The 25,200-nt window shown below is 70.0% G+C and carries 22 protein-coding genes; 7 read left to right on the top strand and 15 right to left on the bottom strand.

The features are described from left to right. The first annotated feature begins 212 nt into the window (after positions 1-212). From ASD66_RS25735 to ASD66_RS20295, 4 genes are read left to right on the top strand one after another with little or no spacing between them, the layout of a single operon-like run. Positions 213-1,046, top strand: a complete 834-nt coding sequence (locus ASD66_RS25735) for a sulfotransferase domain-containing protein (protein WP_082599635.1) — start codon at positions 213-215, stop codon at positions 1,044-1,046. 1 nt (position 1,047) lies between these two features. Beyond that, entirely contained in the window at positions 1,048-2,208 is a 1,161-nt protein-coding gene (locus ASD66_RS20305) for a glycosyltransferase (protein ID WP_056892043.1), read from the top strand. Next, entirely contained in the window at positions 2,205-3,200 is a 996-nt protein-coding gene (locus ASD66_RS20300; RefSeq protein WP_056685893.1) for a GDP-mannose 4,6-dehydratase, read from the top strand. Before ASD66_RS20305 ends, ASD66_RS20300 begins: the two co-directional genes overlap by 4 nt. Then, entirely contained in the window at positions 3,200-4,123 is a 924-nt protein-coding gene (locus tag ASD66_RS20295; protein ID WP_056892042.1) for an NAD-dependent epimerase/dehydratase family protein, read from the top strand. The genes ASD66_RS20300 and ASD66_RS20295 overlap by 1 nt, the downstream gene beginning before the upstream one ends. Here the strand turns inward: ASD66_RS20295 and ASD66_RS20290 are convergent. The 3 genes from ASD66_RS20290 to ASD66_RS20280 form a co-directional block, all read right to left on the bottom strand. Continuing rightward, entirely contained in the window at positions 4,106-5,272 is a 1,167-nt protein-coding gene (locus ASD66_RS20290) for a glycosyltransferase family 4 protein (protein WP_056685887.1), read from the bottom strand. The genes ASD66_RS20295 and ASD66_RS20290 overlap by 18 nt on opposite strands. 19 nt (positions 5,273-5,291) lie before the next feature. Continuing rightward, positions 5,292-6,230 carry a sulfotransferase gene (locus ASD66_RS20285; RefSeq protein WP_162251027.1) on the bottom strand — a complete coding sequence of 313 codons (939 nt, stop codon included), beginning with the start codon at positions 6,228-6,230 and terminating at the stop codon, positions 5,292-5,294. Between the two features lie 62 nt (positions 6,231-6,292). Further along, a complete protein-coding gene (locus ASD66_RS20280; RefSeq protein ID WP_056685881.1) occupies positions 6,293-7,492 on the bottom strand; it encodes a hypothetical protein in 1,200 nt (399 codons plus the stop codon). Between the two features lie 233 nt (positions 7,493-7,725). Between ASD66_RS20280 and ASD66_RS20275 the strand changes: the two genes are divergently transcribed. Next, a complete protein-coding gene (locus ASD66_RS20275) occupies positions 7,726-8,514 on the top strand; it encodes a hypothetical protein (RefSeq protein ID WP_156388817.1) in 789 nt (262 codons plus the stop codon). Here ASD66_RS20275 and ASD66_RS24585 read toward each other — a convergent pair. After that, a complete protein-coding gene (locus ASD66_RS24585; protein WP_056685875.1) occupies positions 8,420-10,120 on the bottom strand; it encodes a polysaccharide biosynthesis tyrosine autokinase in 1,701 nt (566 codons plus the stop codon). The two genes, ASD66_RS20275 and ASD66_RS24585, sit on opposite strands and share 95 nt — an antisense overlap. Before the next feature lie 67 nt (positions 10,121-10,187). Here ASD66_RS24585 and ASD66_RS20265 point away from each other — a divergent pair, with 67 nt between their 5' ends. Then, positions 10,188-11,519, top strand: a complete 1,332-nt coding sequence (locus ASD66_RS20265) for a lipopolysaccharide biosynthesis protein (protein WP_082564017.1) — start codon at positions 10,188-10,190, stop codon at positions 11,517-11,519. Positions 11,520-12,817: 1,298 nt separating this feature from the next. Here ASD66_RS20265 and ASD66_RS24265 read toward each other — a convergent pair. The 11 genes from ASD66_RS24265 to ASD66_RS20210 all read right to left on the bottom strand — a co-directional run bounded on the left by ASD66_RS24265 (position 12,818) and on the right by ASD66_RS20210 (position 24,098). Further along, positions 12,818-13,276 (bottom strand): rhodanese-like domain-containing protein, encoded by a 459-nt coding sequence (locus ASD66_RS24265; protein ID WP_235530176.1) that lies wholly within the window; start codon positions 13,274-13,276, stop codon positions 12,818-12,820. Further along, positions 13,273-13,722 (bottom strand): cysteine dioxygenase, encoded by a 450-nt coding sequence (locus ASD66_RS20255; protein ID WP_056892041.1) that lies wholly within the window; start codon positions 13,720-13,722, stop codon positions 13,273-13,275. The genes ASD66_RS24265 and ASD66_RS20255 overlap by 4 nt, the downstream gene beginning before the upstream one ends. A 479-nt stretch (positions 13,723-14,201) precedes the next feature. Further along, positions 14,202-14,918, bottom strand: a complete 717-nt coding sequence (gene hemQ, locus ASD66_RS20250; RefSeq protein ID WP_056892040.1) for a hydrogen peroxide-dependent heme synthase — start codon at positions 14,916-14,918, stop codon at positions 14,202-14,204. A 123-nt stretch (positions 14,919-15,041) separates the two neighbouring features. Continuing rightward, a complete protein-coding gene (hemG, locus tag ASD66_RS20245) occupies positions 15,042-16,421 on the bottom strand; it encodes a protoporphyrinogen oxidase (RefSeq protein ID WP_056892039.1) in 1,380 nt (459 codons plus the stop codon). A gap of 359 nt (positions 16,422-16,780) precedes the next feature. Continuing rightward, the gene (locus ASD66_RS20240) at positions 16,781-17,302 is read right to left on the bottom strand and encodes a flavin reductase family protein (RefSeq protein ID WP_056685858.1); all 522 of its coding nucleotides are present in this window, start codon (positions 17,300-17,302) and stop codon (positions 16,781-16,783) included. Continuing rightward, positions 17,299-17,808, bottom strand: coding sequence for an NAD(P)H-dependent oxidoreductase (locus tag ASD66_RS20235; RefSeq protein ID WP_056892038.1), 510 nt, complete (start codon positions 17,806-17,808; stop codon positions 17,299-17,301). Before ASD66_RS20235 ends, ASD66_RS20240 begins: the two co-directional genes overlap by 4 nt. Beyond that, on the bottom strand, positions 17,805-18,968 hold the full coding sequence (locus ASD66_RS20230; protein WP_056892037.1) for an LLM class flavin-dependent oxidoreductase: 1,164 nt from the start codon (positions 18,966-18,968) through the stop codon (positions 17,805-17,807). Before ASD66_RS20230 ends, ASD66_RS20235 begins: the two co-directional genes overlap by 4 nt. A gap of 16 nt (positions 18,969-18,984) precedes the next feature. Further along, complete coding sequence (locus ASD66_RS20225) at positions 18,985-20,250, bottom strand: SfnB family sulfur acquisition oxidoreductase (RefSeq protein WP_082599634.1); 1,266 nt, start codon at positions 20,248-20,250, stop codon at positions 18,985-18,987. Further along, positions 20,247-21,359, bottom strand: coding sequence for a dimethylsulfone monooxygenase SfnG (gene sfnG / locus ASD66_RS20220; RefSeq protein ID WP_056892036.1), 1,113 nt, complete (start codon positions 21,357-21,359; stop codon positions 20,247-20,249). The genes ASD66_RS20225 and sfnG overlap by 4 nt, the downstream gene beginning before the upstream one ends. Positions 21,360-21,485: 126 nt before the next feature. Continuing rightward, the gene (locus ASD66_RS20215) at positions 21,486-22,751 is read right to left on the bottom strand and encodes an acyl-CoA dehydrogenase family protein (protein WP_082599633.1); all 1,266 of its coding nucleotides are present in this window, start codon (positions 22,749-22,751) and stop codon (positions 21,486-21,488) included. A gap of 120 nt (positions 22,752-22,871) precedes the next feature. After that, positions 22,872-24,098: an acyl-CoA dehydrogenase family protein gene (locus tag ASD66_RS20210; protein ID WP_056685846.1), complete on the bottom strand. Its 1,227-nt coding sequence runs from the start codon at positions 24,096-24,098 to the stop codon at positions 22,872-22,874. Between the two features lie 158 nt (positions 24,099-24,256). Between ASD66_RS20210 and ASD66_RS20205 the strand changes: the two genes are divergently transcribed. Further along, positions 24,257-25,165 carry a LysR family transcriptional regulator gene (locus ASD66_RS20205; protein WP_056892035.1) on the top strand — a complete coding sequence of 303 codons (909 nt, stop codon included), beginning with the start codon at positions 24,257-24,259 and terminating at the stop codon, positions 25,163-25,165. The last annotated feature ends 35 nt before the right edge of the window (positions 25,166-25,200 follow it).

Below are 25,200 nucleotides of genomic sequence, written 5' to 3'. Positions count from 1 at the left end.
CTGGCCAACGGCAAGCTCCACTTCAGCAACAGCGACGGAACGCTGCAGACCGTGCAGTGGCAGAGCGGGGCGGTGCCGGGAACGGTCCAGACCCTCAGCGGTCCTTCCGTCGACGGCCACGACTGGAGCACTGGGGCCCTGTTCCTCAGGGCTCCGTGAGAGGACGCACACGGTCATGACCATGACGTNNCAGGACTCCTCGGCCCGCCCAACTGGCTGTTCGTTCCCTGGTCCGGCGGTACGGCGAGCAGACCGCTGCTCGCCGTCCGCTGCCGGACTACCTGATCATCGGGTCCAAGAAGGGGGGAACGTCGTCGTTGACGAACTGGCTCATCCAGCACCCCGACAACCTCAGGATGTTCCCCTCCTTCCAGCCGTTGAAGAGCGCCCACTTCTTCGACATCAGCTTCCACGAGGGCGTCGACTGGTACCGGGGCCACTTCCCGACCGAACGGTTCCGGGCCGGGCACCCCGGGGCCGTCGTGGGCGAGGCCAGTCCCTACTACATGTTCCACCCGGCGGCAGCGGGCCGGGCCCACTCGGTCGTGCCGGACGCGAAGATCATCGCCGTCCTGCGCAACCCGGTGAGCCGGGCCTACTCGAACTACTGGGACAGGGTCGCGGCCGGCACCGAGACCCTGCCCACGTTCGAGGCGGCGATCGACGCGGAGGAGGGACGCCTGGCCGGGGTCGACCACGATCGCCTGCGGGGCGACCCGGCGTACTACTCCCTCGAGCACGACCAGTTCACCTACCTGGCCCGGGGCCGGTACGTCGAGCACCTGCCGACCTGGCTCGACGTGTATCCGGAGGAGCAGACCCTGGTCCTGCGGGCCGAGGACATGTACGACGACCCGGCAGGCGTCTTCGCCCGGGTCCAGGAGTTCCTGGGCCTGCGGGTGTGCCCGGACATCGATCTCAAGACCTACAACGAGCGTTCCAAGCCGCCGATCGACCCACGCACCCGCGACCGGTTGCGGGAGTACTACCGGCCCTGGAACCAGGCCCTCTACGAGCGGCTCGGCCGCGACCTGCACTGGAGCTGACATGCGAATCACCAGACCTCGGGTGGCGATCGCCCACGACTACCTCACCCAGCGGGGCGGCGCCGAGCGCGTCGTGCTCTCCCTGGCCAAGGGGTTCCCGGACGCGCCGATCTACACGTCGCTCTACGAGCCGGAGACCACCTTCCCCGAGTTCAAGGGACTGGACATCCGCACCTCGTCGCTGAACCGGGTCAGGGCCTTCCGCTCCGACCACCGCAAGGCGCTGCCGTTCCTGGCCCATGCGATGTCACAGATGACCATCGACGCGGACGTCGTGATCGCCAGCAGCAGCGGGTGGGCCCACGGGGTCGGTGGCGACCACAAGAAGCTGGTCTACTGCTACTCCCCCGCACGTTGGCTCTACCAGTCCGGCGTCTACCTCTCGGGCGAGTCGGCCGTGCTCACCCGGCTGGGGCTGCGCGCGGTCTCCACGCCGCTGAGGGAGTGGGACCGGCGCCACGCACGCGCCGCGGACCGGTACCTCGCGATCTCCACCGTCGTGCAGGCGCGGATCCGCGACGCCTACGGACTCGACTCGACCATCGTCCCGGCGCCCTCGTGCGCGCCCCTGCTCGACGTCGCCGCCGAGGCGATCGACGAACCGGCGGTCGACCGGGGCGGCTACGTCCTGTGCGTGTCCCGGCTGCTGCCCTACAAGAACGTCGACAAGGTGGTGGCGGCCTTCCGGGAGCTCCCCGACCGCCACCTCGTCGTGGTCGGGCGCGGTCCGGAGTGGGACAACCTCACCCGCGACCTGCCCGCCAACGTCACCTTCCTCCGCGACCTCACCGACGGCCAGATGCGCACGGTCTACGAGCGGTCCGCGGCCCTGGTCGCGGCCAGCCACGAGGACTTCGGGCTCACCCCGCTGGAGGCCGCGGCGTTCGGCAAGCCGAGCGTCGTGCTGGCCGCGGGAGGCTTCCTGGACACCATGGTCGAGGACCGGACGGCGGTCTTCTTCGACGCCCCCGAGCCGGCCAGGATCGCCGACGGCATCCGGCGGCTGTTCGCACGCACGTGGTCGACCGGCGAGATCATGGCCCACGGCGAGCGGTTCTCGGAGTCGGAGTTCCTCTCCACCATCGAGCAGCACGTGCTCGACCTCGCACGACCGGCAGAGCACACCCGCACCGCGGGTCGACACATCAGGGGGATCGCATGACCGAGCCGCGGAAGGCACTCATCACCGGCATCACCGGCCAGGACGGGCAACACCTCTCGGAGCACCTGCACGACCAGGGCTACGAGGTGTTCGGGCTGATCCGCGGCCAGCGGAACGCCCGGCGGGAGGAGTTCGTGGCCGAGTTCCCCTACGTCCGGCTGCTTGAGGCCGACCTGATCGATCCGACCTCGATGCTCGCGTCGGTCCTCACCTCCGAGGCGGACGAGATCTACAACCTGGGCGCAATCAGCCACGTGGGCTACTCGTTCCGCAACCCGCAGCTGACCGCCGATGTGACGGCCAAGGGCGTGCTCAACCTCCTCGAGGCGGTGCGCACCTCGGGGCGTGCGGACGAGATCCGCATCTACCAGGCCTCCACCTCGGAGATGTTCGGCGGACTGGACTACAACCGTCCGGGCACCGGCTACAACGAGAACTCGCTGTTCCACCCGCGCAGCCCGTACGGCGTCGCCAAGCTCTACGCCCACTGGATCGCGAAGACGTACCGCGAGAGCTACGGCATGTTCGTGACCTGCGGGATCCTCTTCAACCACGAGGGCGAGCGGCGTGGGCGTGAGTTCGTCACCCGCAAGATCAGCGACGGCGTCGCGAGGATCCATCACGGACTGCAGGCCGACATCGTGCTCGGCGACCTCTGGCCGAAGCGGGACTGGGGCTACGCCGGCGACTACGTGCGCGGCATGTGGCAGATGCTCCAGCACGACGCGCCGGACGACTTCGTCCTCGCCACCGGCGAGACCCACTCGATCGAGGACTTCCTCGCGTTGGCCTTCCTCGAGATCGGCATCGAGGACTGGCGGCCCTACGTCCGTCAGGACCCTGAGTTCATGCGGCCTGCCGAGGTCGACATCCTCCTCGGCGACCCCTCGAAGGCCGAGGAGGTCCTCGGCTGGAAGCGCGAGGTGGACTTCCCCGCGCTGGTCAGCCGCATGGTGCAGCACGACATCAGGCTGACCGCACCGCGCGCCTGATGAACGACACAGCGCTGGTCACCGGGGTCAACGGATTCGTCGGGCCCCACCTGGTGCGCGAGCTGCGCGCGCACGGCTACGACGTCGTCGGCCTGTCGCAGGAGCCCGGGCCCCGGACAGAGCTCGCGACGGACCTCGCCGACTACCTTGCCGTCGACCTGGTCGCGGGCCCGCCGTCGCTGCCGGACGTCGACGCCGTCGTGCACCTCGCGGGCCTGTCCGCCGTGGGGCCGTCCTTCGAGGATCCGCAGGGCTACATCACGGCCAACACCGCGATGACCACGTCACTGTGCGCCGCACTGCAGGAGCGTGGCAGCCGGGCCCGCGTGCTGGTCGTGAGCACCGGGGCCGTCTACGACCCCGCACAGTCGATGCCGATCGATGAACGTGGCCGCACCACCCCGACGTCGCCGTACGTCGTGAGCAAGCTGGCCGTCGAGTCGATCGCGGCGTACTACGCCCTCCGTGGGCTCTCCACGGTCGTCGGCCGCCCGTTCAACCACGTCGGTCCGGGACAAGGCAGTGGCTTCCTGGTGCCGGACCTGTTCACCGCGGTCGCACACGCCAGGGACACGGGAGCCGCGGTGCCTGTGGGCAACCTCGCCACGAGCCGTGACTACACCGACGTCCGGGACGTCGCCGCGGCGTACCGCCTGCTCCTGGAGGCCGACGTCGAGCCGGGCAGCGTCTTCAACGTCTGCAGTGGCCGGGCAGTGTCGGGCGAGATCCTGCTCAAGCTGGTCACCGAGCTGCTGGGCAGCCCCTCGGTGCGCGTCGAGCTCGACACCGACCGGGTCCGTCCCAACGATCCGCCGCTGGTCGAGGGCGATCCCTCGGCCCTGCGCCGGGCCACCGGCTGGACGGCGACGCGCTCGCTGGAGTCGACCCTCGCCGACATCCTGGTCTCACGGTCGGACGGATGACGACTGGGCCAGGACGTGCTCGAGCACGCCCTGTACTTGTGCCCGCCACGAGAACCGCGCTGCGTTGTCCAGACCGGCGGCCTGGAGCTCGGCCCACAGTGCGTCGTCCTCGACCACGCGTCGCACCTGGGCGCTGATCGAGCCGACGTCGGCCGGGTCGCAGTAGAGCACCGCTTCGCCGCAGCGTTCGCGAAGACTCGGGATGTCGGCCGCCACGACCGGAGTGCCGAACCGCATTGCCTCGACCGGAGGGAGCGGCGACGCCTCGTAGAAGGACGGGAACACGAAGACGCTGGCGCGCCTGTACTCGGCCTCGATCAGCTCGGGCTGGTTGATCTGGCCGAGGAAGTGGATGCGCCCCTCGAGCTCGGGTGGGATCGCGAAGCCGATCTGCTCGAAGCTCGCTCCGCCGGCCCCGACGAACACGAAGTCCAGGTCGGTGGTGCGGACCAGGTCGACGGCGACACGGGCCAGCCCCTCGGCGTTCTTGCGCTTGGTCAGCGAGCCGACGTACAGGCAGCGACGCTCGCGTGCCCGGAGGGTCGGCACCTCCGGCGCCCCGGGCTCCAGGGAAGCCGGCCGGTCACTGGGGTGGGCCTCGACGGCGCCCTCGCCGCCGCCGTTCTGCACGGCGACCAGGCGATGAGCGGGGACGAGGCGCCGGTAGTGGTGGCGGATGGCCGCGGCCTCGCTCCGGGACACGGTGTAGACCCGCTCGGACCGGGCCAGCACGACCGGGATGACGAGGCTGTAGAGGAGCCGGAAGCCGCGGCTGTAGGCGCTGGGGAAGTACTTGTAGGACAGGTCGTGGACCATCGTGTGGACCCGGCGCCGACGACGCAGCAACAGGGCGAGCGGGGCGAGATTTCCCAGGCAGAGCAAGGGATCCGAACCCGCCAGCCGGGGCAGCTCCAGCTGCTCCCAGGCGTGCGAGTTCAACCTTCCCGCTCTCCGGAGCCGGATCGCCTTGAAGTCCGGCGTGGTCACGAGCGACCCCCTCGCCGGCGCCAGCAGCTCCACCTCCAGGCCGGGGAGGAGACCCTCGTCCAGCATGGCGTCCAGAGCCTGCACGAACTCGATGGCCACCTTCTGCACGCCGGTGACGTCCTGCAGCAGGAATCGTCCGTTGATCGCCAGTCGCATCGTCATCGCCCCCCGGTCCGCGTCCTCAACGGAGGTGGGCCCGGCTCCTCGGCTCCAGCCACGCGGGCAGGTCGACGTCGTCGGCGAGGAAGTCGTGCAGGCGCAGGAGATCCGCTTCGAAGAGCGGGGCCAGGCTGCGCGTGATCTCGGCGGGCAACGGGTCCCGGCGGATGATCCGGCTCTTGACCGCTTCCCGGAACCGCCAGCTGGTCAGAAGTCGGGCGGTACGACGGAGTCCGGGACTGGCCGATGCCTTCCAGAGTGCCTGCTGGACGTGTCGGAAGCGCGGTGTCCCGGAGATGTTCACCCGCGGCATCCGCTCCCCCAGCCCGGGCACCTCGGGGAGCTCGAGGAAGCGGAGCACCTCGGCCAGCGTCGCGGCGTAGTCGCGTTCGAGGTCGTCGTAGAACCAGATCCCCAGGTTGTCGCGCGGCAGCAGCTCCCGGAAGGCGCCGATCGCGTCGGCGTACATGCTCATCGCGGTGTAATGCCACAGGTGGTGCCAGTTCGCGGCCCGTCGCTCGGGCTCGGCCCGGACCGCCGCGAGGAAGTCCTCCTCCGGCTCACGGCCCTGGGAGCGCAGGTACTGGAAGCTCGAGTACGCCCGCGCGACCGGGTCGCGCAGGAGGACGACGACCCGGACGTCCGGGTTCATCCGCAGCAGCTCGGGCAGGGCGTGCTGGTAGTAGTACAACGTCGACACGGAGCCCTCGCCCAGGGCGAGACCCGAGTCCCGCGGGTAGAGCGCAAGGTAGTCGTCACGGTCCGTGACCGCGGCCCGGTTGATGGAGAGCTGGTCGCCCGGCCCACGGAAGTCGGGCCGGGTGCCGTGCATCGCGAAGTAGTGGGGTTCCTTGGGATCGGTGACGAAGACCCGAGGATGGGCGCGCAGTCCCTCGATCAGGGCGGTGGTCCCTGCCCGTGCCGAACCCGCGACAACGAAGTCAGGGCCGGTTGGGGTCATGTGGTCGATGCTCTCCCGGTGCCCGACCGGTTTCATCACCTCAATTGGTCAAAGGATGCGGGTCACGGGACCGGCAGAGCCTCCGTGGCCCGGGCGAGCAGGTCCAGCCCCCAGCCGGAACGCTCGGTCGCGCTCGCCGGGGTGGCCTGCCGGTCCAGGACGAACCGCAGGTTGACCTCGAGCAGGTAGGCCACGGCCACCGCGTCGGCCTGGGCCCGGCCGAGCCCGATCTCGCCGGAGAGCAGGGCGGCCGCTTGCGCCTGCCAGGCTTGCTCCTCGGCCCGACCGACGCCAGACTCCACCCGGAGCTGCTGGGCGAGGTAGTGGATCTGGTCGAAGCCCACCGGGACGTCCTCGGCGAAGTGCTCCCAGTCCCACAGCAGGACGCGACCGCCGTCCCACGCCATGTTCCAGGCGGTCCAGTCTCCGTGCCAGCATCCCAGCGGCAGGCTGACGTCGCCGGCACGGGCCTCCAGGGTGTGCAGGCTCGCTCCGAGACGCGACCGCCGACCGGCGTCGTCGACCTCACCGACCCGTTGCCGGACGCTGTCCATCCAGCGGCTGTCGGCCAGCCGGTCGACACGAGGCGAGTCGGCGTGGGCGAGCTCCGCCATGGCGGTCAGCGGCATCCCCACCCCCGACGACGATCGCGCCGGCGCGACCAGCGGTGAGACCAGCAGCATCTCCAGGCCGTGCCAGGAACCCTGGTGCAGCAGCCCCGGCAGGACGACCTCCTGCAGGCCGAACCGCGACACCCGCTCCAACGCGGCAGACTCGGCGTGCACGGCTGCGCGACCGTGGGCGTCGATCCCGACCTTGCCGAAGGCCACGGTGGTGCCACGACGGTCGAGGACCCGGACGACGAAGCTGCGGGCGTGTGTCCAGTTGCCGATCCTGATCGCGATGCCGGTCTCCCGCCCGACCACACCTTCGAGCACGGTGATCAGCGACTCGGCCTCCCCCGGCTCGACCCGGAGGCGCGGCACCGGCACCAGACGGGTGAGGCCGGAGGTGTGCGCCAGGGCCAGGAGACGTCGTCCGGCGGACGTGAGCCCACGGGACTCCCCGGCTCCCAGCGCGACCGCGGTCGACGGCGCGTCGGTGGGCAGCAGCCAGTGGGGAGAGCGCACGTGCGGCAGCACGGCGTACAACCTCTGTCCGGGATCGGCACGCATCGCCCGGGTGAGGTCGATGCGCACGGCGTCCGGCCAGATCGCCCTGGCCGTGTCCAGCAGGAGCGCGGACTCGGACGCTCGCCCCATCAGGCACCCCTCCCGGAGACTCGGTCTGGCCGTCGGCTTCCTTGGCAGGCTAGGTGATCGCAGGTCGCTCGACACCAGAACTGGGGACATTCTCCAATCCGAAACGGGGACCGCCGAGCCTGTGCGATGCTGGATGAATGGTCAGGATCCGGCTCTCATGTGCAGTCGGCCTGCTGGTGCTCGGCGTGACGACGGCCTGTCAGGACGCGGAGCCGGCGAAGCATCCACTCGAGATGAACGACACGTCCTCGGCCTCGTCGACCACCTCGCAGACACACCCGCCCGACGCCAGCCAAGAGGCCACCTCGATCGACGACCCGCGCGTGGCTCAGTCGAGCGGCCTGGCCCGCAGCTACCTCCACCCCGGTGTGCTCTACACGCACAACGACCGGAGCACGTCGGCGCCCCAGATCTTCGCCATCGACGCCAGTGGCACCCGCGCCGTCCTCACTCTCGAGGCACCGGCGGTCGACTGGGAGGACATCGCCAGCACACCCGACGGTCGGGTCTGGGTGGCCGACACCGGTGACAACGACGGCGCTCGCTCGTCGATCGCGGTGTACGTCGTGACCGAGCCGTCCGTGCTCACCAGCAGCACGCTGGCCACCACGACGTACCGCTTCACCTACCCGGACGGGTCGCACAACGCGGAGGCGCTCCTCGTCCACCCGACCACGCACCGCCTCTACCTCGTGACGAAGGACCCCGTCGGAGGCACGGTCTTCGTGGCGCCGAGTGAGCTCGACCCGGAAGGCGTCAACGTCCTCGAGCCGTTGGCCGAGGCCCCCGCGAACGTGACGGCCGGCGACTTCTCCCCGGACGGCTCGATGCTGGTCCTGCGCACCCAGGGTCGCGCGTACTTCTACCGCGGCTTCGAGGGCCAACCGGTGGGCGTCACCCTGCCGAAGCAACCCCAGGGCGAGGCGATCACCTTCGAGGCTGACGGCGCCCACGTGCTCCTGGGGAGCGAGGGGCCGCAGAGCCAGATCCTCCGGTTGACGGTTCCGACCCTGCCGAGCTGACCGCCGGGTCGGCGACGGCCGACTCCTCAGCCTTCTCGGCCGGTTCCCTGACCGCGCGCTCGCGCACGTCATGGGCGTACGCCGCGCGCGGCGAGTCACCGAGTGCGTTGCACACGATGCCCACGGCACCGACCTTGAGGTGGCGCAGGGTCTCCCGCACGGCGACCAGCTGCCGGCGTCGGGACACCCGGTCACGGGTCACCACGATCACCACGTCGGCCAGGGTCGCCAGCTCGAGCGAGTCGGCCCCGGTCAGCACCGGGGGGCTGTCAAGGATGACCAGGTCGGCCTCGGCGGCGAGCTCCGACAGCACCACGCGCATCCGGACGGAGCTGAGCAGCGCCGCGGGGTTCGGCGGCGCCGTTCCGGCGGCGAGCACGTCGAGGTTGTCCACCCCGACGTCGATCAGGTAGGACGAGGCCTTGTCCTCGCTGACCAGCAGGTCGGACAGGCCGGGCGGGTCCTCGAGGCCGAAGCGCCCCGCCACGGCTCCTCGGCGCAGGTCGCCGTCGACCATGACCACGCGGAGTCCGAGGCGGGCCGCGGCGACCGCGAGGTTGCAGCTCGTGATGGTCTTGCCCTCGCCCTCCTGCCCCGACGTGATCAGCACGACCGCTCCGTGGGTGTCGTCGGCGCGCGAGGTCGCGGCCATGAACCGCACGTTGACGGCGAGGCGTTGGTACTCCTCGCTCGGTGGCGCGTGCGGGTTCTCCACCGTCACGAGGGCATTGCGGTAGGCACGCTCGGGCCAGGCCGGGACTCTGCCGACGACCACCGAGCCGACCGCCTGGCGGACCGACTCCTCACCGTGCACGGCGTCGTCGAACCGGTCCCGCAGGATGGCCGCACCCATGCCCAGCAGCAGCCCGAAGAGGGCTCCGAGGATCACGTTGAGCAGGGTCTGCGGTGAGACCGGATCGTGGTCGGCCTCGGCGGAGCGCAGCAGCTCGCCACCCGATCCGACCGAGGTCAACTGGTCGGTCAGGGACTCCATCTGGGTGGCGATCTGGCCGAGCTTGGTGAGCACGTTGCGCCGCTCCGCCTGGAGCTCCGCCTTGCCCGAGCCGTCCTTGGCGAGCAGCCGGTCGATCTCCTTGAGCCGGCGGTCGACCTCCGTCTCCTCCTGCGTGAGGCGGTCCCGGGCGCGTTCGTAGCGGGAGATCGACTCCTGCTGGCGGAACTGCAGGTAGGCCGTGGCCACGGTGTTCGCGGTGTCGGCGGCCCGGTCGGGAGAGGTGTCCTCGGCGGTGACCCGCAGGATGCGGCTCGTGTTGAGCGCCTGCACGGTCACCAGCTTCGTCAGGTCAGGCGTCTTGTCCAGGGAGAGCTGTGTCTGCACCAGGCGTGCGACGGGCAGCGAGGTGACCACCTGAGTCTGCGTGGCCACCTCCTCGGCGGCGATGTCAGTGGCCAGCTCGGTGCCCGAGGGTTCGATGAGGACGTCGGCGGTGGAGACGTACTGCGGAGTCGCGGCCAGCGAATAGGCGAGGGCCAGCGCCACCGCGGCCACGAGAACGACCAGCACCAGACGCCACCGCCGGCGCAGTGCCCGGGCGTAGTCGCTGAAGTTCTTTCGGTCCGGCACGTCCGCGACATCTTCGGTCATCAGCAAAACGGCCCCCATCGGTCCTTTTTCATGCAGTCTAGAGCGAGTGAAGCAATCTGGGTCGGGAATGTCTGTCAGCGGAGCCATGGTCTGGTTCGCTGTCTCCTACGCCGGCGCGGTGCTCGGATTCCTGGGTGTGAATGCGGTCGCCGCACGGTGGCTCGGACCTGCCGACTTCGGCCTGTTCGTGGCGGCCATCGCGGCGACCGGACTGCTCGGACAGATCGGACTCGTGGGTTCCCACCGGTCGGGCCTGCGCGAGGTGGCCCGGCTCCGGGACGTCGATGACCCCCTGGCCATGGGCGCCCTGCGCAACGGCGTCCGCGCGGTGAACCTGACCACGTTGCCCGCCCTCGGGCTGCTCGGTGGAGCAGCGACCTGGGTCCTCGCCTCCGACGAGAGTGCGACCACGCGTGCCCTGCTGGCCTTCACCGTCGTCGCCCTCGTCGTCCTGTGCGGCCAGCAGCAGCTGTGGGCGAACTACGTGCGCGGGCTCGGCCACGTCCGCTTCGCCAGCCTGCTGGAGGGACGATCCGGCGGCGCACTCGTCGCGGCACTGCAGGCCGTCTTCGTGCTCATCGCGTGGCTGCTCTGGTCGGGGGCCGGCCTGGCCGGCGCGCTGATGGCGGTCGCCGCAGGATTCCTCATCCCCGTCGTCGCGGCCCGGTGGACCGTCCATCGGCGGTGGCGCGGGGTGACCGATCCGCAACCCCAGCTGTGGCGTGACCTCCGACTGACCATCCGCCGGGACTGGCGGTTCCTCAGCGCCCAGGTGGCGACGTACCTCAATGTCAGCACCGAGATCTGGATCGGGGCGCTGCTGCTCGCCAAGGTCGACGCCTCGATGTTCTCCGCCGGTCAACGCCTGGCCCTGCTCCTCGTGCTGCCGCTGACCGCACTCCAGGTCGTGCTGGCTCCGGTGATCGCCCGCGCCGCCAACGCCGGGCGTGAGGACCAGTCCCTCGAGCCCCTGCTCCGCACCGCCGCCACCGTGGCCACCGGGTTGAGCGTCGTGCTCGCGCTGCCGTTCCTGGTCGCCCCGGGCCGCGTGGTCGACCTCGTCTACGGGTCCGGTTTCGAGGAGTCCGTCCCCGTGCTGTTGCTGCTGGCCCTGGGGTCCATCGGGAACGTGGCCACGGGTACGGCGGGCACCACCTTGTCGATGCTCGGACGCGAGGGGGTGTCGGCACAGGTCCAGTGGTCGGGCGCGCTGCTCCGGATCGGGCTCGGGGTGCCGGCGGCCCTGTTCGGCGGTCTGATGGGCCTCACCCTCTCCGCCCTGGCCGTCTCGATCTTCGTGTTCACGGTGATGTGGTGGCGGGCTCACCAGGCGGTCGGCTTGTTCACCCATGCCACGCTTCGTCCAGAGATGTCCCTGCTCCGCAGGACTCCGGGCTAGGAGGGACACGTGGAGATCACCCTGTCCGTGCTGCTGGCCACGTTCCTGTTCTTCGGCCTGCTGGTCACCTGCGCCGCCCTCTTCACCTCCGGGCCGAGCGACGTGGTGCTGCTGTTCGTCCTGGTGTTCTGCCTCTTCTACGGGTTCCGCCCACTCCTCTTCGTCCTGGGACTCGACGGTCCCCACCCGGGAGAGCTGTTCCCACCGGCCGGGTTCTCGCACGTCCTCACCAGAACGCTGCTGGGCCTGACCCTCTATCTCTTCTTCGTCCTCGTCGGCATCGCCGCCGTACTCCGGTCGGGGGTGCGTGGCTGGGGCCCGTTCTTCGCCGACCACGAGGTCGACCTGCGCCGCTCGCTCAACGTCACCCTGATCCTGACCGCACTCGGCCTGGTCATCTCGGCGTACCTGGTCGCACGGTACGGCGGGGTGGGCGGCGTGATCCGCGCCGGCAAGTACGACAAGGAGCTGGCCGGCCTCTACGTCCTCCGCTCGTTCTCGGCGGTCGGTGCGGTGGTGGCCGCGACGACGTTCATCGACTTCCGCCGACAGGGCTCCAGCTCGAGGCTGCTCACGACGGTTCCCCTGGTCTGCGCGTTCGCGAACGCGTTCTTCGTGTTCATCTGGGGCGGCCGGAGCACGCTGATCGTGGTCGGCGCGACCCTTGTGCTGGGCATGCAGGCCCGGCGTCGCCGGGACAGGCCGGTCCACCGGCAGCGCGTGCTGGTTCGGCTGCTGATCGCGGTCGTCCTGGTGATCGTCGGGGCGAGCGGGATGCGGATGGCCCGCGACACCCTGACCCACGGCGAGGTGCAGGCCGGCTACGCCTCCTCGAGCGCCTGGCGCCAGGCCTCGGTCGGCACCAACTCGATCTACTTCGACGCCGCCATGCTGTCCTTCCGGGACTGGCCGAGCCGCCAGCAGTTCCGCGGCGGTGACGACTTCTACAAGGGCCTGGTCGGCGTCGTCCCACGAGCGGTCTGGCGCGACAAGCCGGTCGGCATCCCACCCGGAAAGTGGTTCCGGCAGGTCTACGAGCCCCGCAAGATCAACGGCTGGCCGATGGGCGCGGGCGCCCTGTGGTACCTCAACTTCGGGTGGCTGGGCCTGCCGTTGGGTGGGCTCATCTCCGGGTTGATCGTCGGTCTCGTGGCTGCGGCCCAGCGGCGCCGGCCCAGGAGCGGCTTCAACACGGGCGTCGCGGTGATCGCCGCCGTGTTCGTGCTGCCCCTGGGCTGGGACAACCAGACCCTGATGAAGTTCATCATCTGGTTGGTGCCGATGTGGGTGCTCGCGCGCTACATCGCCCCTCGACGAGCCCGCAGGTCCCTGGTGACCGGCATCCCCGCCGCGCGCCAGGCCGCGAACCCACCGACCACGTCCGTGGCCCGGTGGACTCCCAGCTGGCGCAACGAGTCGGCGGCCAAGGACGACGTGTAGCCCTCCTGGCACAGCACCAGCACGCGTGCGTCGTACGACGCCAGCGGAAGGCGGGTCTCGCTGCGCGGGTCGAGACGCCACTCGAGCACGTTGCGATCGATGACCAGCACGCCCGGGAGCGGCTCGACCTCGCCCTCGGCGGCGCGCTGTGCGTCGGGGCGGATGTCGACCAGGATCGCCCGACCGCCGATCAGCTCCTGGTACGCCGCACGCGCGCTGGCCCGGTCCAGGTGGGAACGGGCCTCGGCGAGCATGTCGTCGATTCCGTTGAAGTAGATCTCCTCGAAGCGCGGGGCCGTCACTGCCTCGGCGGTCACCACTGCTCACGTCCTTCCACACCGGTGGCCTCGAGTCGGCCGTCGACCAGGACGTAGCGGGTCATCGCCGCCAGCCGGGGCGAGTAGGCGTGCACCGAGAGCGCCGGACGGTCGCCGAGGTTGACGACGTCATGGACGTGGTTGGCCGAGAAGGCCCAGGCCTCGCCGATGCCGAGTCGACGTACCTCCTGGCCGTGCTCGGTGACGCTGTGCTCGGTGAGTTCGCCGGAGATCGTGGTGAAGGCACCGGAGGCGTCACCGTGGTCGTGCCAGCCGGTGCGGGAGCCGGGTGGCCACGAGATCAGCCAGAGCTGGAAGTCGTCGGTGGAGACCAGCTCGGTCCACTGGCGCTCGGTCGCGTTCGGGTCGTGCAGGTGGAGCAGGTCGGGGTCGTCTGCGTAGTCACGCAGGGTCTGCAGCAGGGGCAGGACGGTCAGGACGGTCATGGCTTCTCCTGTGTCGGAGGTGGATCTGGGTGGATGTCGGGGCGCGGGAGGACATCCACGGACACAGGTCACTGGCCGTGCGGAGCAGGTCGACGTGCAGACGGCGGTACGCCGGGTAGGACATGGGGACTTCTCTCGGAGGGCGCACGGAGACGGTGCGCGGGGTTTCGGCTGAGCGAGTGTCAGGCGAAACGACAACACTCGACGGGCGCGCCACAGCGCGTTCCGTGAATGTCGAGTACCGAGGTCATGAATCAAGTGTGCGGGGTGGGGGCCACCAGTTCAAGGCTGGTCTCACGGTGTGGTCAGGTGCGACCCATGAACAACAGCAGGAGCGCCAGGACGGCGAGGACGCTCAGCAGCGGCCAGGCATTGGCCGAGCCCGTGAAGCGGGCAAGCGACAGCTTCATACCCCTATAGACGCACGAGCGGCCGGATCGGTTGCGTTGCTCGTCCGGCGTGCGCCCACGGCGCGGCGATCAGGGCAGGCGGTCGAGCAGGTCCGTCGGCGTGGCCCGGGTGCCGGTGTAGAACGGCACCTCCTCGCGCACGTGGCGGCGGGTCTCGGAGCCGCGCAGGTGACGCATCAGGTCGACGATGCGGTACATCTCGTCGGCCTCGAAGGCGAGGATCCACTCGTAGTCGCCGAGCGCGAACGACGGAACCGTGTTGGCACGCACGTCGGGGAACTCGCGGGCCATGCCGCCGTGCTCGGCGAGCAGCCGGCGACGCTCGGCGTCCTCGAGGAGGTACCACTCGAAGGAGCGCACGAACGGGTAGACCGCGACGTGGGTGCGGGGCTCCTCGGACAGGAAGGCCGGCAGGTGGCTCTTGTTGAACTCGGCCGGACGGTGCAACGCCATCTGCGACCAGACCGGTGCGACGCGTCGCCCGAACGCCGTACGCCGGAACGCGTTGTAGGCCGCCTGGAGCTTCTCGGACTCCTCGGCATGCCACCAGATCATCACGTCGGCGTCGGCCCGGAAGCCGGACACGTCGTAGGTGCCGCGCACGACCACGTCGTCGGCGGCGAGCTTCTCGTAGAACGCCTCGAGCTCCTGCGCCTCGGCGGCCCGGTCTTCAGCGGTGGCGTCGCCGAAGGTCGTGTCGAGCCTGAAGACCGACCACATCGTGTAGCGGATCTTGTCGTTCAGCTCGCGGATCTGCGCAGCGTTCGTGGGAGCAGGGTTGGACATGCCCCCATTGTGCCGCGCCGTTGCCCCGCCCCCTCCCCCGGGTAGTCCCTGACGTTTCGGTCCTCCAGTTGGGATAGTCCCTGACGTTTCGGTCCTTCGGTACGGCGATTCGGGGCGCGAACGTCAGGGAGTATCCAGGTGGAGGAGGTCGGCCACGGCGCGCTCGGCCGAGGCGATCACGGCCGGGATCCCGATGCCGTCGTACGCCGCACCGCACACGGCCAGGCCGGGCACCTCGGCCACGGCGGCCCTGATCCGCGCGACCCGGTCGAGGTGGCCGACGGTGTACTGCGGCAAGCCGCCGCCCCAGCGCTGCACGAGGGAGTCGACCGGCCGGGCACGGATCCCGGTGGCCAGCGCCAGGTCCGCCAGTGACTGTTCGACCAGCTCCTCGTCGGGGAACTGCAACGCCGCCTCCTCGTGGTGACGCCCGATCGAGGTGCGCAGCAGCAACAGGTCGTCGCCGGCCTCGCGGACCCAGTCCCACTTGTTGAAGCTGAACGTGGCCGCCTTGATCCGGCGCCCGTCGACCGGCGGCACGAGGAAGCCGGAGCCCTCGAGGCCGGCCAGGTCGGCGGCGCGGAAGGCGAGGGTGACGATCGCCATCGACGCGTAGTCGATCTCGGCCAGGGCACGCGCGGCGTTCGGAGCAAGGTCGCCGAGCAGCCGACCAGCGGGGGTGCCCGGGAGGGCGAGCACCACCTCGTCCGCCTCGATCAGCTCCGGGTGTGTCGTCGGGCCGACGGTCACCTCGAAGCGAGAGATGGCTCCTCGCGCCTCGCCCACCGGCCGGCTGCGTAGTGCGCGCACGGTGGTCGACGTACGCACCTCGAAGCCGCCTGCAGCGACCACCTCGAGCGGCAGCCGACCCACGCCGCCGACGAGCCCGGCGAAGACCGGCACGTCGGACGGGGCCGGCGTGGCCCGCGCGGCCTCGAGCAACGACGGCGAGCGAGCCAGGAGTCCCACCACCTGCGGGATGGTGGCCCGCGCGGAGAGCTCGGTGGCGTGTCCGGCGTAGACCCCGCCGAGCAGCGGCTCGACCAGACGATCGACGACCTCGGCGCCGAGGCGCCGGGCCACGAAGTCGGCCACCGACACGTCGTCGGCCTCCGGCGCCAGGACCTGCTCGGCGCGCGCCCGGGCCACGCCGTCGTCGGAGAGCACTCCGGACGCGGCCAATTGTTCGAGGTCTGCCGGGACCCCCATCACCGAACGCGGCAGGGGGCGCAGCGCGTCACGCGTCCAGAGCCGTGAGGAGAGAGTGCCGGGGTGCACGAGGTCGAGTCCGAGCTCGCGGGCCAGGCCGGTCGCCTCGGGCCGGCGGTTCAGCATCGCCTCGGCACCGACGTCGACCTGCACTCCCCCGACCTCGGCCAGCCGGAGCTTGCCACCCACCTGCGGCGACGACTCGAGCACGGTCACGTCTCGTCCGGTGGCGGCCAGCCTGCGGGCTGCGGTGAGGCCGGCAATGCCTGCGCCGACAACGACGGTTCGAGTCACCCGGCCAGCCTGCCAGATCCGTGATCGCGTCAACGTGGTGGATCGCCTGCACCTGGTGGGTGTTGCGGTTTCACAAGGCCAGCACCCTCCGACACGCCCTCACGGATCAGCGCGACGGAGCCGGCGGACCGTACGACATGCCGGCCACCCGGCCAAGGCGCTCATTTCAACATGCAGTTCGCTCGCCGCGACGCTCACGTCACGCTCACGTCACGCTCAAGAAGCGCACCCGTGGCGTGAACTGTATGTCGAAATGAGCAGACGCCGTCTCACTGGACGTTGTCAGGCGGCATCACGGGACTTGTGCACCGCAGGGCGGTCACCGGGTGGCAAGTCCACCACGTTGGCCGCGGGAGGGGTCACACGGCGGCGCGGAGGCGGGCCTCGATCTCCATCCGGCGGAAACCGCTGCGGTGGAAGACCAGCGGGTCACCGAAGCCGGCGCCGTCGACGGCGTGCAGGCGCAGCAGCACGATGGTGTGGTCGCCGGCCTCGACCTCCCGGTGGATCGTGCAGTCGAAGCGGGCCAGCCCGTCGTCGAGGGTGGCCGCCTCGTCGGCGGTCACCGAGACCGACAGGCCGTCGAAGCGGCTCTCGACGGGCCCGGCGAGCTGGCGGCACACGGAGCCGTGGTGCTCGGCGAGGATGCTCACGCCCAGGTGTCGCGCACGTCGCAGGTCGGGCCAGGTCTTCGACGTGTTCGCGATCGAGAACGACACCAGCGGCGGGTCGAGGCTGACCGAGGTGAACGAGCTCGCGGCCAGGCCGGTGAGCTGTCCGTCGACCTCGGCGGCGACGGCGACGACTCCGCTCGGGAAGACGCCGAACGCCTCGCGCAGCGCGGCGGGGTCGAGGTCCTGGTTGGTGGTGAGCGTGGTCATGCGGAGGCTCCTTCCGTGGAGGCGAGCAGGGCTGCGACCAGCGGACGGTTCACGGCGAGCCAGTCGGTGAACGCGTCGGGGTCGTCGTACGCACCGTCGAGCAGGTAGAGCGCCGAGGTGGGGACCGAGGCGCCGATCTCGACGAGCACCGGTCGCAGCGTCAGCTCGGGCGCCAGCGCGTGGCCGGGACCGGCCCCGAGCATCAGGGGTACGGCGACGGTCCCCCGCAGCGCGTCGGGCGCGAAGCGGTCGAGGAACACCTTGAGCAGGCCGGTGTAGGTCGCCTTGTACGTCGGGCTGGCGACGACCACCACGTCCGCGGACGACACCTCGTCGACCAGGCCGGAGACGGTGGAGTCCGACCAGTCGAGGAGCGCCGGCCCGAGGGTCGCGAGGTCGACGACCAGCGGGTCGACGGCGCCCAGCTCGCCGGCCAGGCGCACCGCCGCGTCGTACGTGCGTGAACGCGGCCTGGGGTTGCCCACCACCACGGCAACCCGGGTCATGAGGCGGCCTTGCGGGCACCGAACGGAACACTCGCCACGGACGAGACCGGTGCGGGGGCCGGGTTGGTCCAGCGGCCGCGTTCGGCCAGCACCGGCAGCACACCCTCGCCGAACGAGTAGGCCTCCTCGAGGTGCGGGTAGCCGGAGAGCACGAACTCGCTGATGCCGAGGTCGGCGTACTCCTCGATGCGGTCGGCGACCTCCGCGTGACTGCCGACGAGGGCGGTGCCGGCGCCACCACGAACCAGGCCGACGCCGGCCCAGACGTTGGGGTGGATCTCGAGGTCGTCGCGGTTGCCCTGGTTGAGCTCGAGCATGCGGCGCTGCCCCTCGGACTCGCTCTGCTTGAGCCCGGACTGCACGCGCTCGATGGTCTCGTCGTCGATCGAGTCGAGCAGGCGCTGCGCCTCGGCCCAGGCCAGCTCGGAGGTGTCGCGGGCGATCACGTGCATGCGGATTCCGAAGCGGATCTCGCGACCCTGCGCCTGAGCCAGGCCACGGATCCAGGCGATCTTCTCCGCCACGGCGGCCGGCGGCTCGCCCCAGGTCAGGTACACGTCGGCGTACTTCGCGGCCACGTCACCCGCCGCCGGCGAGGATCCGCCGAAGTAGATCTCCGGAGTCTCGTGCGGCAGCGCGGCCAGCTGGGCGCCCTCGACCTTGAGGTGCTCGCCCTCGAAGTCGACGGTCTCGCCGGTCCAGAGCCGGGTGACGACCTCGAGGAACTCACCGCACCTGGCGTAGCGCGCCTCCTTGTCGAGGAAGTCACCGAACCCGCGCTGCTCCGCACTCTCACCCCCGGTCACCACGTTGAGCAGCAGGCGTCCGCCGGACATGTTGGTGAAGGTGGTGGCCATCTGCGCGGCCAGTGTCGGCGAGAGCAGCCCCGGGCGGAAGGCGACGAGGAACTTCAGTCGCTCCGACAGCGACGCGAGCATCGCGGTGGAGATCCACGCGTCCTCGCACCACGCGCCGGTCGGGGTCAGCGCCGCCTCGAAGCCGAGCTGCTCGGCACTGCGCGCGATCTGGCCCAGGTAGGGCACCGAGGCCGGCCGGCCCTGGGGCCCCGCGTCGGCCGAGACGCCGTGGCCACCGCTGAGCACGTAGCGGCTGTCGCCGCCGTTGGTCGGCAGGAACCAGTGGAACTTGAGGTCGGTCATGTCGCTCCTATGTCGGTTAGATCTGTCCGTGGTTGGGTGGGAGGGTGCCGTCGACCGCGAAGTGGCCGAGGTGCTGCACCTTCCACGCCGCGGGGTCGTGCAGCGTGTGCGTGCGGGCGTTGCGCCAGTGCCGGTCGAGGTTGAGGCCGGCCAGCGCGGAGCGGGTGCCGGAGACCTCGAAGAGCCGGCTCGCCACGTCGACGGAGGCCGCGGTGGTCGAGGCCCGGGCCGCAGCGACGGCGAGACTCGCCGCACCCGCCGACTCCGCGGTGAGTACGGCGTTCGCCCGGTCGATCGCACGACCGGCCTCGGCGACCAACGCCTCCGCGCCGCGCACCTGCAGCTCGAGCTCGCCGAAGGCGTGCACGACCAACGGGTCGTCGGCTGCGCGCTCGACCCCGGCGTCCGGGTAGGGCCGGCTCTTGGTGCGCACGAACGAGGCGGCCTCGACCAGTGCGGCCCGCGCGATGCCGGCGTCGATGGCGGCATGGAGCACCTGCGCGAACGCGCCGTACGTCTGGGGCGCCTCGAAGGTGAGGTGGAACGGCGTGATGCGCTCGTGGCGTACGTCGACCCCCTCGAGCTCGACAGTGCCGCTGGCCGTGGTCCGTTGGCCGAGTCCGTCCCAGTCGTCGGTCACGGTGACTCCGGGTGCGTGGCGTTCCACCCACGCGACATGGAGCGGGCCGTCGACGCCGAGATGGGTCAGCACCGGGATCCAGTCGGCGAACAGCGCGCCCGTGCAGTAGCCCTTCTTCCCGTCGAGGCGGTAGCCGCCGTCGTACGTCGTGAGGGTGGTGCGGATGTCGCGCACGTGCTTGGTGCCGATCTCGGACTGGGCGTTGCCGAAGCGCTTGCCGCGCAACACCTCGCCGAAGAAGAACTCCTTCTGCGAAGCCGTCGCGTGGTGGCGCAGTGCGTTGACGTAGACGAAGTGGCTGTGCGGGACCTGGGCCACCGACGGGTCGCCCTGGGCGAGCGCCCGGAAGACCTCGACGACGGTCTCGGTGGAGAGGTCCGCGCCGCCGTACTCCGCCGGAACGGTGATCGCCAGGAGTCCGCTGGCCGAGAGCCGGTCGAGCTCCGCGGTCGGCAGGATGCGCTCGGCATCGCGCTGCGCCGCACCCTCGGCGAGCTCGGCGCCGATCTCGCGCGCGACACGGATGGCCCGGTCGGCGGTGAGGACGGGTGGTTTCGCCCTTGGTTTCGAGACAGGCGCTGGCGCGCCTTCCTCAACCAGCGACCAGGGCCCCTGCGACTGCGCGACGGCCGAGGTGCTCATGCGGCACGCTCCGCCTCGGCCTGCTCCATCTCGCGCACGATCGGGAGCACGTGCTGGCCGAAGTACTCCACCTCTTCGTGGAAGTGCAGGTAGCCGAGCAGGAACAGGTTGACCCCACGGCGCTTGAACTCGATAATCCGCTCGGCGATCTGCTCGGGGGTGCCGATCAGGTTGGTGCGGAAGCCGTCGTTGTACTGCACGAGGTCCTCGAAGGAGGAGTCCTGCCACATGCCCTTCTTGTCCGACGTCGACTGCCCGGCCTGCTTGACCGCGGAGCCGAAGCCCTCGACGGCCTCGGTGTCGGCCTTGGCGACGATCTCGCGCAGGGTCTCGCGGGCCTCCTTCTCGGAGTCGCGGGCGATCATGAAGCCGTTGAGGCCGAACCGCACCGCGCGGCCGTGCTCCCGGGCCTCACCCGAGACGTCGGCGATCTGCTCCGAGATGCCGTCGGGGTTGTTGCCGTTGGAGAAGTACCAGTCCGAGACCCGGCCGGCCATCTTGCGGGCGTCGGCGGAGTTGCCGCCCTGGAAGATCTCGGGGTGCGGGCGGCCCTCACTGGCGAGCGGCTTCGGCTTCAGGTCGAAGTCGTGCAGGCGGTAGAAGTCGCCGTTGAACTCGGCGTGCTCGGAGGTCCAGATCTCGCGCACGTAGCGGATGAACTCCTCTGAGCGGCGGTAGCGCTCGCCGTGTTCGAGCCACGGCTCGCCCATCTTGGTGAACTCGTCCTTGAACCAGCCGCTGACCACGTTGATCGCGGCGCGACCACCGGAGAGGTGGTCGGCGGTGGCGATGTACTTGGCCAGCACGCCGGGCTGCCACATGCCGGGATGGACGGCCGCGATCACCTTCAGTCGCTCGGTCGCCAACAGCAGCGCCAGGCTGAAGCTGGTCGACTCGTGCTGGTACGCCGCGCCGTACGACGCCATGTAGCGGACCTGCGAGAGCGCGTAGTCGAAGCCGTTGTTCTCGGCCAGCTGGGCCAGCTTCTTGTTGTACTCGAAACCCCAGTCGGTGCGCTGCTCGATCTTGCTGACGACCAGGCCGCCACTGACGTTGGGCACCCAGTAGGCGAACTTGAGGGGGTCGGTGCTTGGTGCGATCGCGCTCATCGAAACTCCTTAATGATGTTTATGTCTATTAGATTGCTTGATTTACGAGGCGAGATCAAGGCGGGGCCGCCCACCACGCGGACGCGTCTCGCTATGTGGTGATCGGTCACGCCTTGCACGGGTGGGTCAGTCGCGCTTGGTCGTCCCGATCGCCCAGGCGTACGGCGGCGGCGTGCCGTTGACCTCGTAGGCCCCGACCACACGCGCCTTGAGGATGCGCGGGTTGTGCGACGACACGGTCCGAGCGTTGCGCCAGTGCCGATCGAGCGCCTTGGCCCGAGAGGTGGCCGAGGCGCCCAGCGTGTCGAAGAGGTCACTGGTGGCCTTGAGGATCAGGTCGGTCACCACGACCTGGGCCGCAGCGGACTCGATCTCGGCCGCCTCGTTGATCGCCAGCACCCGGTCATGCTCGGCCCCCGCCGCCTCGAAGGCCGCCTGCACCGCATCGGCCACTCGCAGGGTGGTCGCCTCGGCGGCGTAGACCGCCGCAGAGATCTCACCGATGCGGGCCAGCACCTGGGCGTCGTCACGCACACGGGCCGCGTTCGCGTGGGAGTAGTTGCGCTCGCGTCGGCGTACCTCGGCGACCGCGTCGCGGAGCGCCGCCCGACCGATGCCGCTCAGCGTGGCAAGGAGGTTCAGCTGATAGACCGCGGTCTGGTAGGGGAAGCGCTCGGAGAAGACCAGCACGTTTGCCGCCTCGACCCACACGTTGTCGAAGGTGGCCGTGCCACTGCCGGTCCCCCGCTGCCCGAAGCCGTCCCAGTCGTCAGTGACGCTGAAACCCGGCTCATCGGTGCGCACCAGGGCGATCACGAAGGTTCCGTCCTCGCGCAGGGCATAGACATCGGCCCACTCGGCGAAGATCGTGCCGGTCGTGTAGTACTTCGTGCCGTTCAGCCGGAAGCCCTCGCCGTCGGCGCTGAGCACGGTCTGCTGGGTGTCGATCGCCGTCGACCCGACCTCCGACCAGGCATTCCCACCGATCTCACCGGCCACGAAACGGGCGAACCAGGTCGTCTGGTCGACACCGATCACGTGCTGGTGGAGCCGGTCCTCGGCCAACGCGAAGTGACCTCGCAGGGCCTGCGGCAGGTTGTTGTCGACCGCGGCCAGGTCGATCCACAGCTGGGTGAGCTCGGGCCAGCTCAACCCGGCCCCGCCATGCTCGACCGGCACGCGCAGTGCGCCGTACCCGGCCTCCTTCAGCCAGTCGACCTGCTCGCTCGGCAAGGTGCCGTCGCGCTCGCGCTCGACCACCCCGGCGGAGATCTTCTCGAACAGCGGCTGGTACGACGTCCGCACCTCGGCGAGCTTCGTGTTCAGCGCCGCCGCGTTCAGCGCGCCTTCATGCGGAGTCGTTTCGTTCAGGGCCGTTTCATTCAGGGTCATGCGGTTCACCTCGGAGGTAGTGAAGGGAAGTAGTGGTGGGACGGGAGACGGAGAACGGCCGGACGACCGCCGGGAGCGCACCCGCCGATCGTCCGGCCGCAGCTCAGGAGGACGGTCCGATCACGTGTACCAAGTCGGCTCGGGGATCTCGCCGAGCAACGCGTGACGTCCGACCTCGGCGCGCTTGTGGGCGACCGGGTCGTGGAGGCTGTGGGTGCGGATGTTGCGCCAGAACACGTCGAGGCCGACCGAGTTCGCGGTCGCCCGGGCCCCGGTGACCTCGAAGATGCGGTTCGTGACCTCGAGGCCGGTGTCGATCGCCACCTGCTTCGCGGCGGCGATCACGACGGCCGCCTCACCGCGCTCCTGCTCAGTCACCGTGTCGGCGTGGGCGTTGATCCGCTCGATCAGCACGGCGGCACGCTCGGTGATCGCCTCCGCGGCCCACAGCTTGGACTGCAGGTCGCCGTACGTCTCGAGGATGTAGAACTCCTCGTGAGCACTGGCCTTCACGTCCGTCGCGTAGGGCCAGGCGCGAGTCTTGTCCCGGGTGTAGGTCGTCGCGGTCGACAACGCGCCCTGGGCGATGCCGACATAGATGTTGGCGAAGATCAGCTGGATCAGCGGCACGTTCAAGGTGTTGTAGACCCTCGGCCGGAACACCCGGTCGACGTAGCCCGCAGCGGCCTCCCACGGCACGTGGACGTCGACGATCTCGACACCGCCGCTCTCGGTGAGGCGTTGGCCGAGGTTGTCCCAGTCGCCCAGGAAGCGAATGCCGTCCTGGTCGGTGGGCACGATCGCGAAGACGTGGTTGTCGGTGCCGTCCAGCACGCCTTCGAGCACGGTGACGTCGGAGACCTGCCCACCGGTCGAGAAGGACTTCTTGCCGTTGTAGACGAGCTCGCCGTCGACTTCCGTGATGACCAGGTCACTGTCGCGCGGGTTGACCGCACCACCGAAGAACCACCGGTTCTCGACGGCCTGCTGCTCGACGGCCGCGACCTGCTCGGGGGTGCCGACCAGACGGACCGCCCAGAACCACAGGTAGTGGTACCCGATCAGCTGGCCGATGGAGCCGTCCCCGGCGGAGATCGCCCGAATCACCCGATTCGCCGTGGTCCAGTCCTGCCCGCCTCCGCCGTGCTCGACCGGTCCGAGGAGGGTGACCAGACCCGAGTCCTTCAGCAGTTGGACCTCGGCGTGCGGCGTGGCGTTCGCGCGGTCACGCTCCACGGCGTCGATGGCCAGTTGAGTGGCCACGGCTTCGGCACGAGCCACCCACTCCGCGGGGCTGCTGGGCAGTGGGTCGGCCCAGGTGGCGGTGGCCGGTGTGGTGATCGACATGTGTTCGCCTCTCAGAAGGTACGCAATTTGAATTATGTCTAGTGAACTAGTCTACAATTCTGAATGCAAGGAAAAGGCACGCACGGCCGGTCAGCGAATCTCCGAGGGGGCGAGCGGCGCGGCCTTCCGCCGGTCGGTTGTCCAGAAGGAGTCACAGGGTGCGGATCGAACAGCTGCAGTACATCGCGGCAGTGACCCAGCACGGGTCCCTCCGCAAGGCCAGTGAGTCATTGCACCTCTCCCAGCCGGCCCTCAGCGAGGCCGTGAGCAAGCTGGAACGCGAGCTCGGCGTCACCCTCCTCGACCGACGCCGCTCGGGCTCGAAGATCAGTCGCCAGGGACGCGACCTTCTGCAGAACATGGTCGAGGTGCTCGAGGCGGTCGGCCGCCTGCGCACCGCCGCCGGCGACCAGAACCTCACCACCCGGATGGTGCGCATGGGCACGGTCAATGCCGCCACGTCCACCCTGCTCGTGCCGGCCGTCCGCGACTTCCAGCAGGCCAACCCGGCCACCACCGTCGAGGTGGTCAACACCCAACAGGCCGAGATCCACCAAGGCCTCGCCGAGGGCGCGCTCGACCTCGGCCTGATCAACGTGCTCGAGGGCGACGACGTTCCGGTCGACCTCGACGGCACCCGGCTGATCCACGGCCGGCCGGTCCTCATCTGTCGCCACGACCACCCGTTGGCGGCGTACGACGAAGTCACCGTCGGCCAGCTGCGCGAGCACCAGTTCGTCGTGATGCGCGCCGGCTACCTGATGCACCGGTTCGTGCACCGGCTCTTCGGCAGCGACATGCCGCCAGTGGCGTTCAGCACCGACGGGGCCGAGATGGGCAAGGTGATGGTCGCCGAGGGGCTCGGCGTCACCGTGCTGCCCGACTACAGCGTGATCGGCGACCCGATGGAACGTGCCGGCCTGATCACCCACCGGCCGATCACCGGCGACTCCACCGGTGTCGCCCTGATGATGCTGCAGCGCCGGGGCGAGCATCTGCCCCAGGCCGTGCGCGACCTGCAGGCCAGCCTGGTCGCGCACTCCCGCGGGTACCACCGCGCCAGCTGAGCCCACCCTGCCCGAGGGAACCGGTGGTACGCCGC

Source organism: Nocardioides sp. Root151 (assembly GCF_001427925.1).
Classification (GTDB): domain Bacteria; phylum Actinomycetota; class Actinomycetes; order Propionibacteriales; family Nocardioidaceae; genus Nocardioides.
This window is presented reverse-complemented; position numbering and strand designations above follow the sequence as displayed.

What these genes read in the sequence shown, in the direction of transcription:
- ASD66_RS20255 (WP_056892041.1), bottom strand. Translation starts at nt 13,722, where the DNA reads ATGACCGTCCTGACCGTCCTGCCCCTGCTGCAGACCCTGCGTGACTAC.
- hemQ (WP_056892040.1), bottom strand. Translation starts at nt 14,918, where the DNA reads ATGTCCAACCCTGCTCCCACGAACGCTGCGCAGATCCGCGAGCTGAAC.
- ASD66_RS24585 (WP_056685875.1), bottom strand. Translation starts at nt 10,120, where the DNA reads ATGACCGAAGATGTCGCGGACGTGCCGGACCGAAAGAACTTCAGCGAC.
- ASD66_RS20235 (WP_056892038.1), bottom strand. Translation starts at nt 17,808, where the DNA reads ATGACCCGGGTTGCCGTGGTGGTGGGCAACCCCAGGCCGCGTTCACGC.
- ASD66_RS20295 (WP_056892042.1), top strand. Translation starts at nt 3,200, where the DNA reads ATGAACGACACAGCGCTGGTCACCGGGGTCAACGGATTCGTCGGGCCC.
- ASD66_RS20285 (WP_162251027.1), bottom strand. Translation starts at nt 6,230, where the DNA reads ATGACCCCAACCGGCCCTGACTTCGTTGTCGCGGGTTCGGCACGGGCA.
- ASD66_RS20275 (WP_156388817.1), top strand. Translation starts at nt 7,726, where the DNA reads ATGAACGACACGTCCTCGGCCTCGTCGACCACCTCGCAGACACACCCG.
- ASD66_RS20225 (WP_082599634.1), bottom strand. Translation starts at nt 20,250, where the DNA reads ATGAGCACCTCGGCCGTCGCGCAGTCGCAGGGGCCCTGGTCGCTGGTT.
- ASD66_RS20280 (WP_056685881.1), bottom strand. Translation starts at nt 7,492, where the DNA reads ATGGGGCGAGCGTCCGAGTCCGCGCTCCTGCTGGACACGGCCAGGGCG.
- ASD66_RS20265 (WP_082564017.1), top strand. Translation starts at nt 10,188, where the DNA reads ATGTCTGTCAGCGGAGCCATGGTCTGGTTCGCTGTCTCCTACGCCGGC.
- ASD66_RS20305 (WP_056892043.1), top strand. Translation starts at nt 1,048, where the DNA reads ATGCGAATCACCAGACCTCGGGTGGCGATCGCCCACGACTACCTCACC.
- ASD66_RS20215 (WP_082599633.1), bottom strand. Translation starts at nt 22,751, where the DNA reads ATGACCCTGAATGAAACGGCCCTGAACGAAACGACTCCGCATGAAGGC.
- sfnG (WP_056892036.1), bottom strand. Translation starts at nt 21,359, where the DNA reads ATGAGCGCGATCGCACCAAGCACCGACCCCCTCAAGTTCGCCTACTGG.
- ASD66_RS20290 (WP_056685887.1), bottom strand. Translation starts at nt 5,272, where the DNA reads ATGACGATGCGACTGGCGATCAACGGACGATTCCTGCTGCAGGACGTC.
- ASD66_RS20240 (WP_056685858.1), bottom strand. Translation starts at nt 17,302, where the DNA reads ATGACCACGCTCACCACCAACCAGGACCTCGACCCCGCCGCGCTGCGC.
- ASD66_RS20230 (WP_056892037.1), bottom strand. Translation starts at nt 18,968, where the DNA reads ATGACCGACCTCAAGTTCCACTGGTTCCTGCCGACCAACGGCGGCGAC.
- ASD66_RS20210 (WP_056685846.1), bottom strand. Translation starts at nt 24,098, where the DNA reads ATGTCGATCACCACACCGGCCACCGCCACCTGGGCCGACCCACTGCCC.
- ASD66_RS20300 (WP_056685893.1), top strand. Translation starts at nt 2,205, where the DNA reads ATGACCGAGCCGCGGAAGGCACTCATCACCGGCATCACCGGCCAGGAC.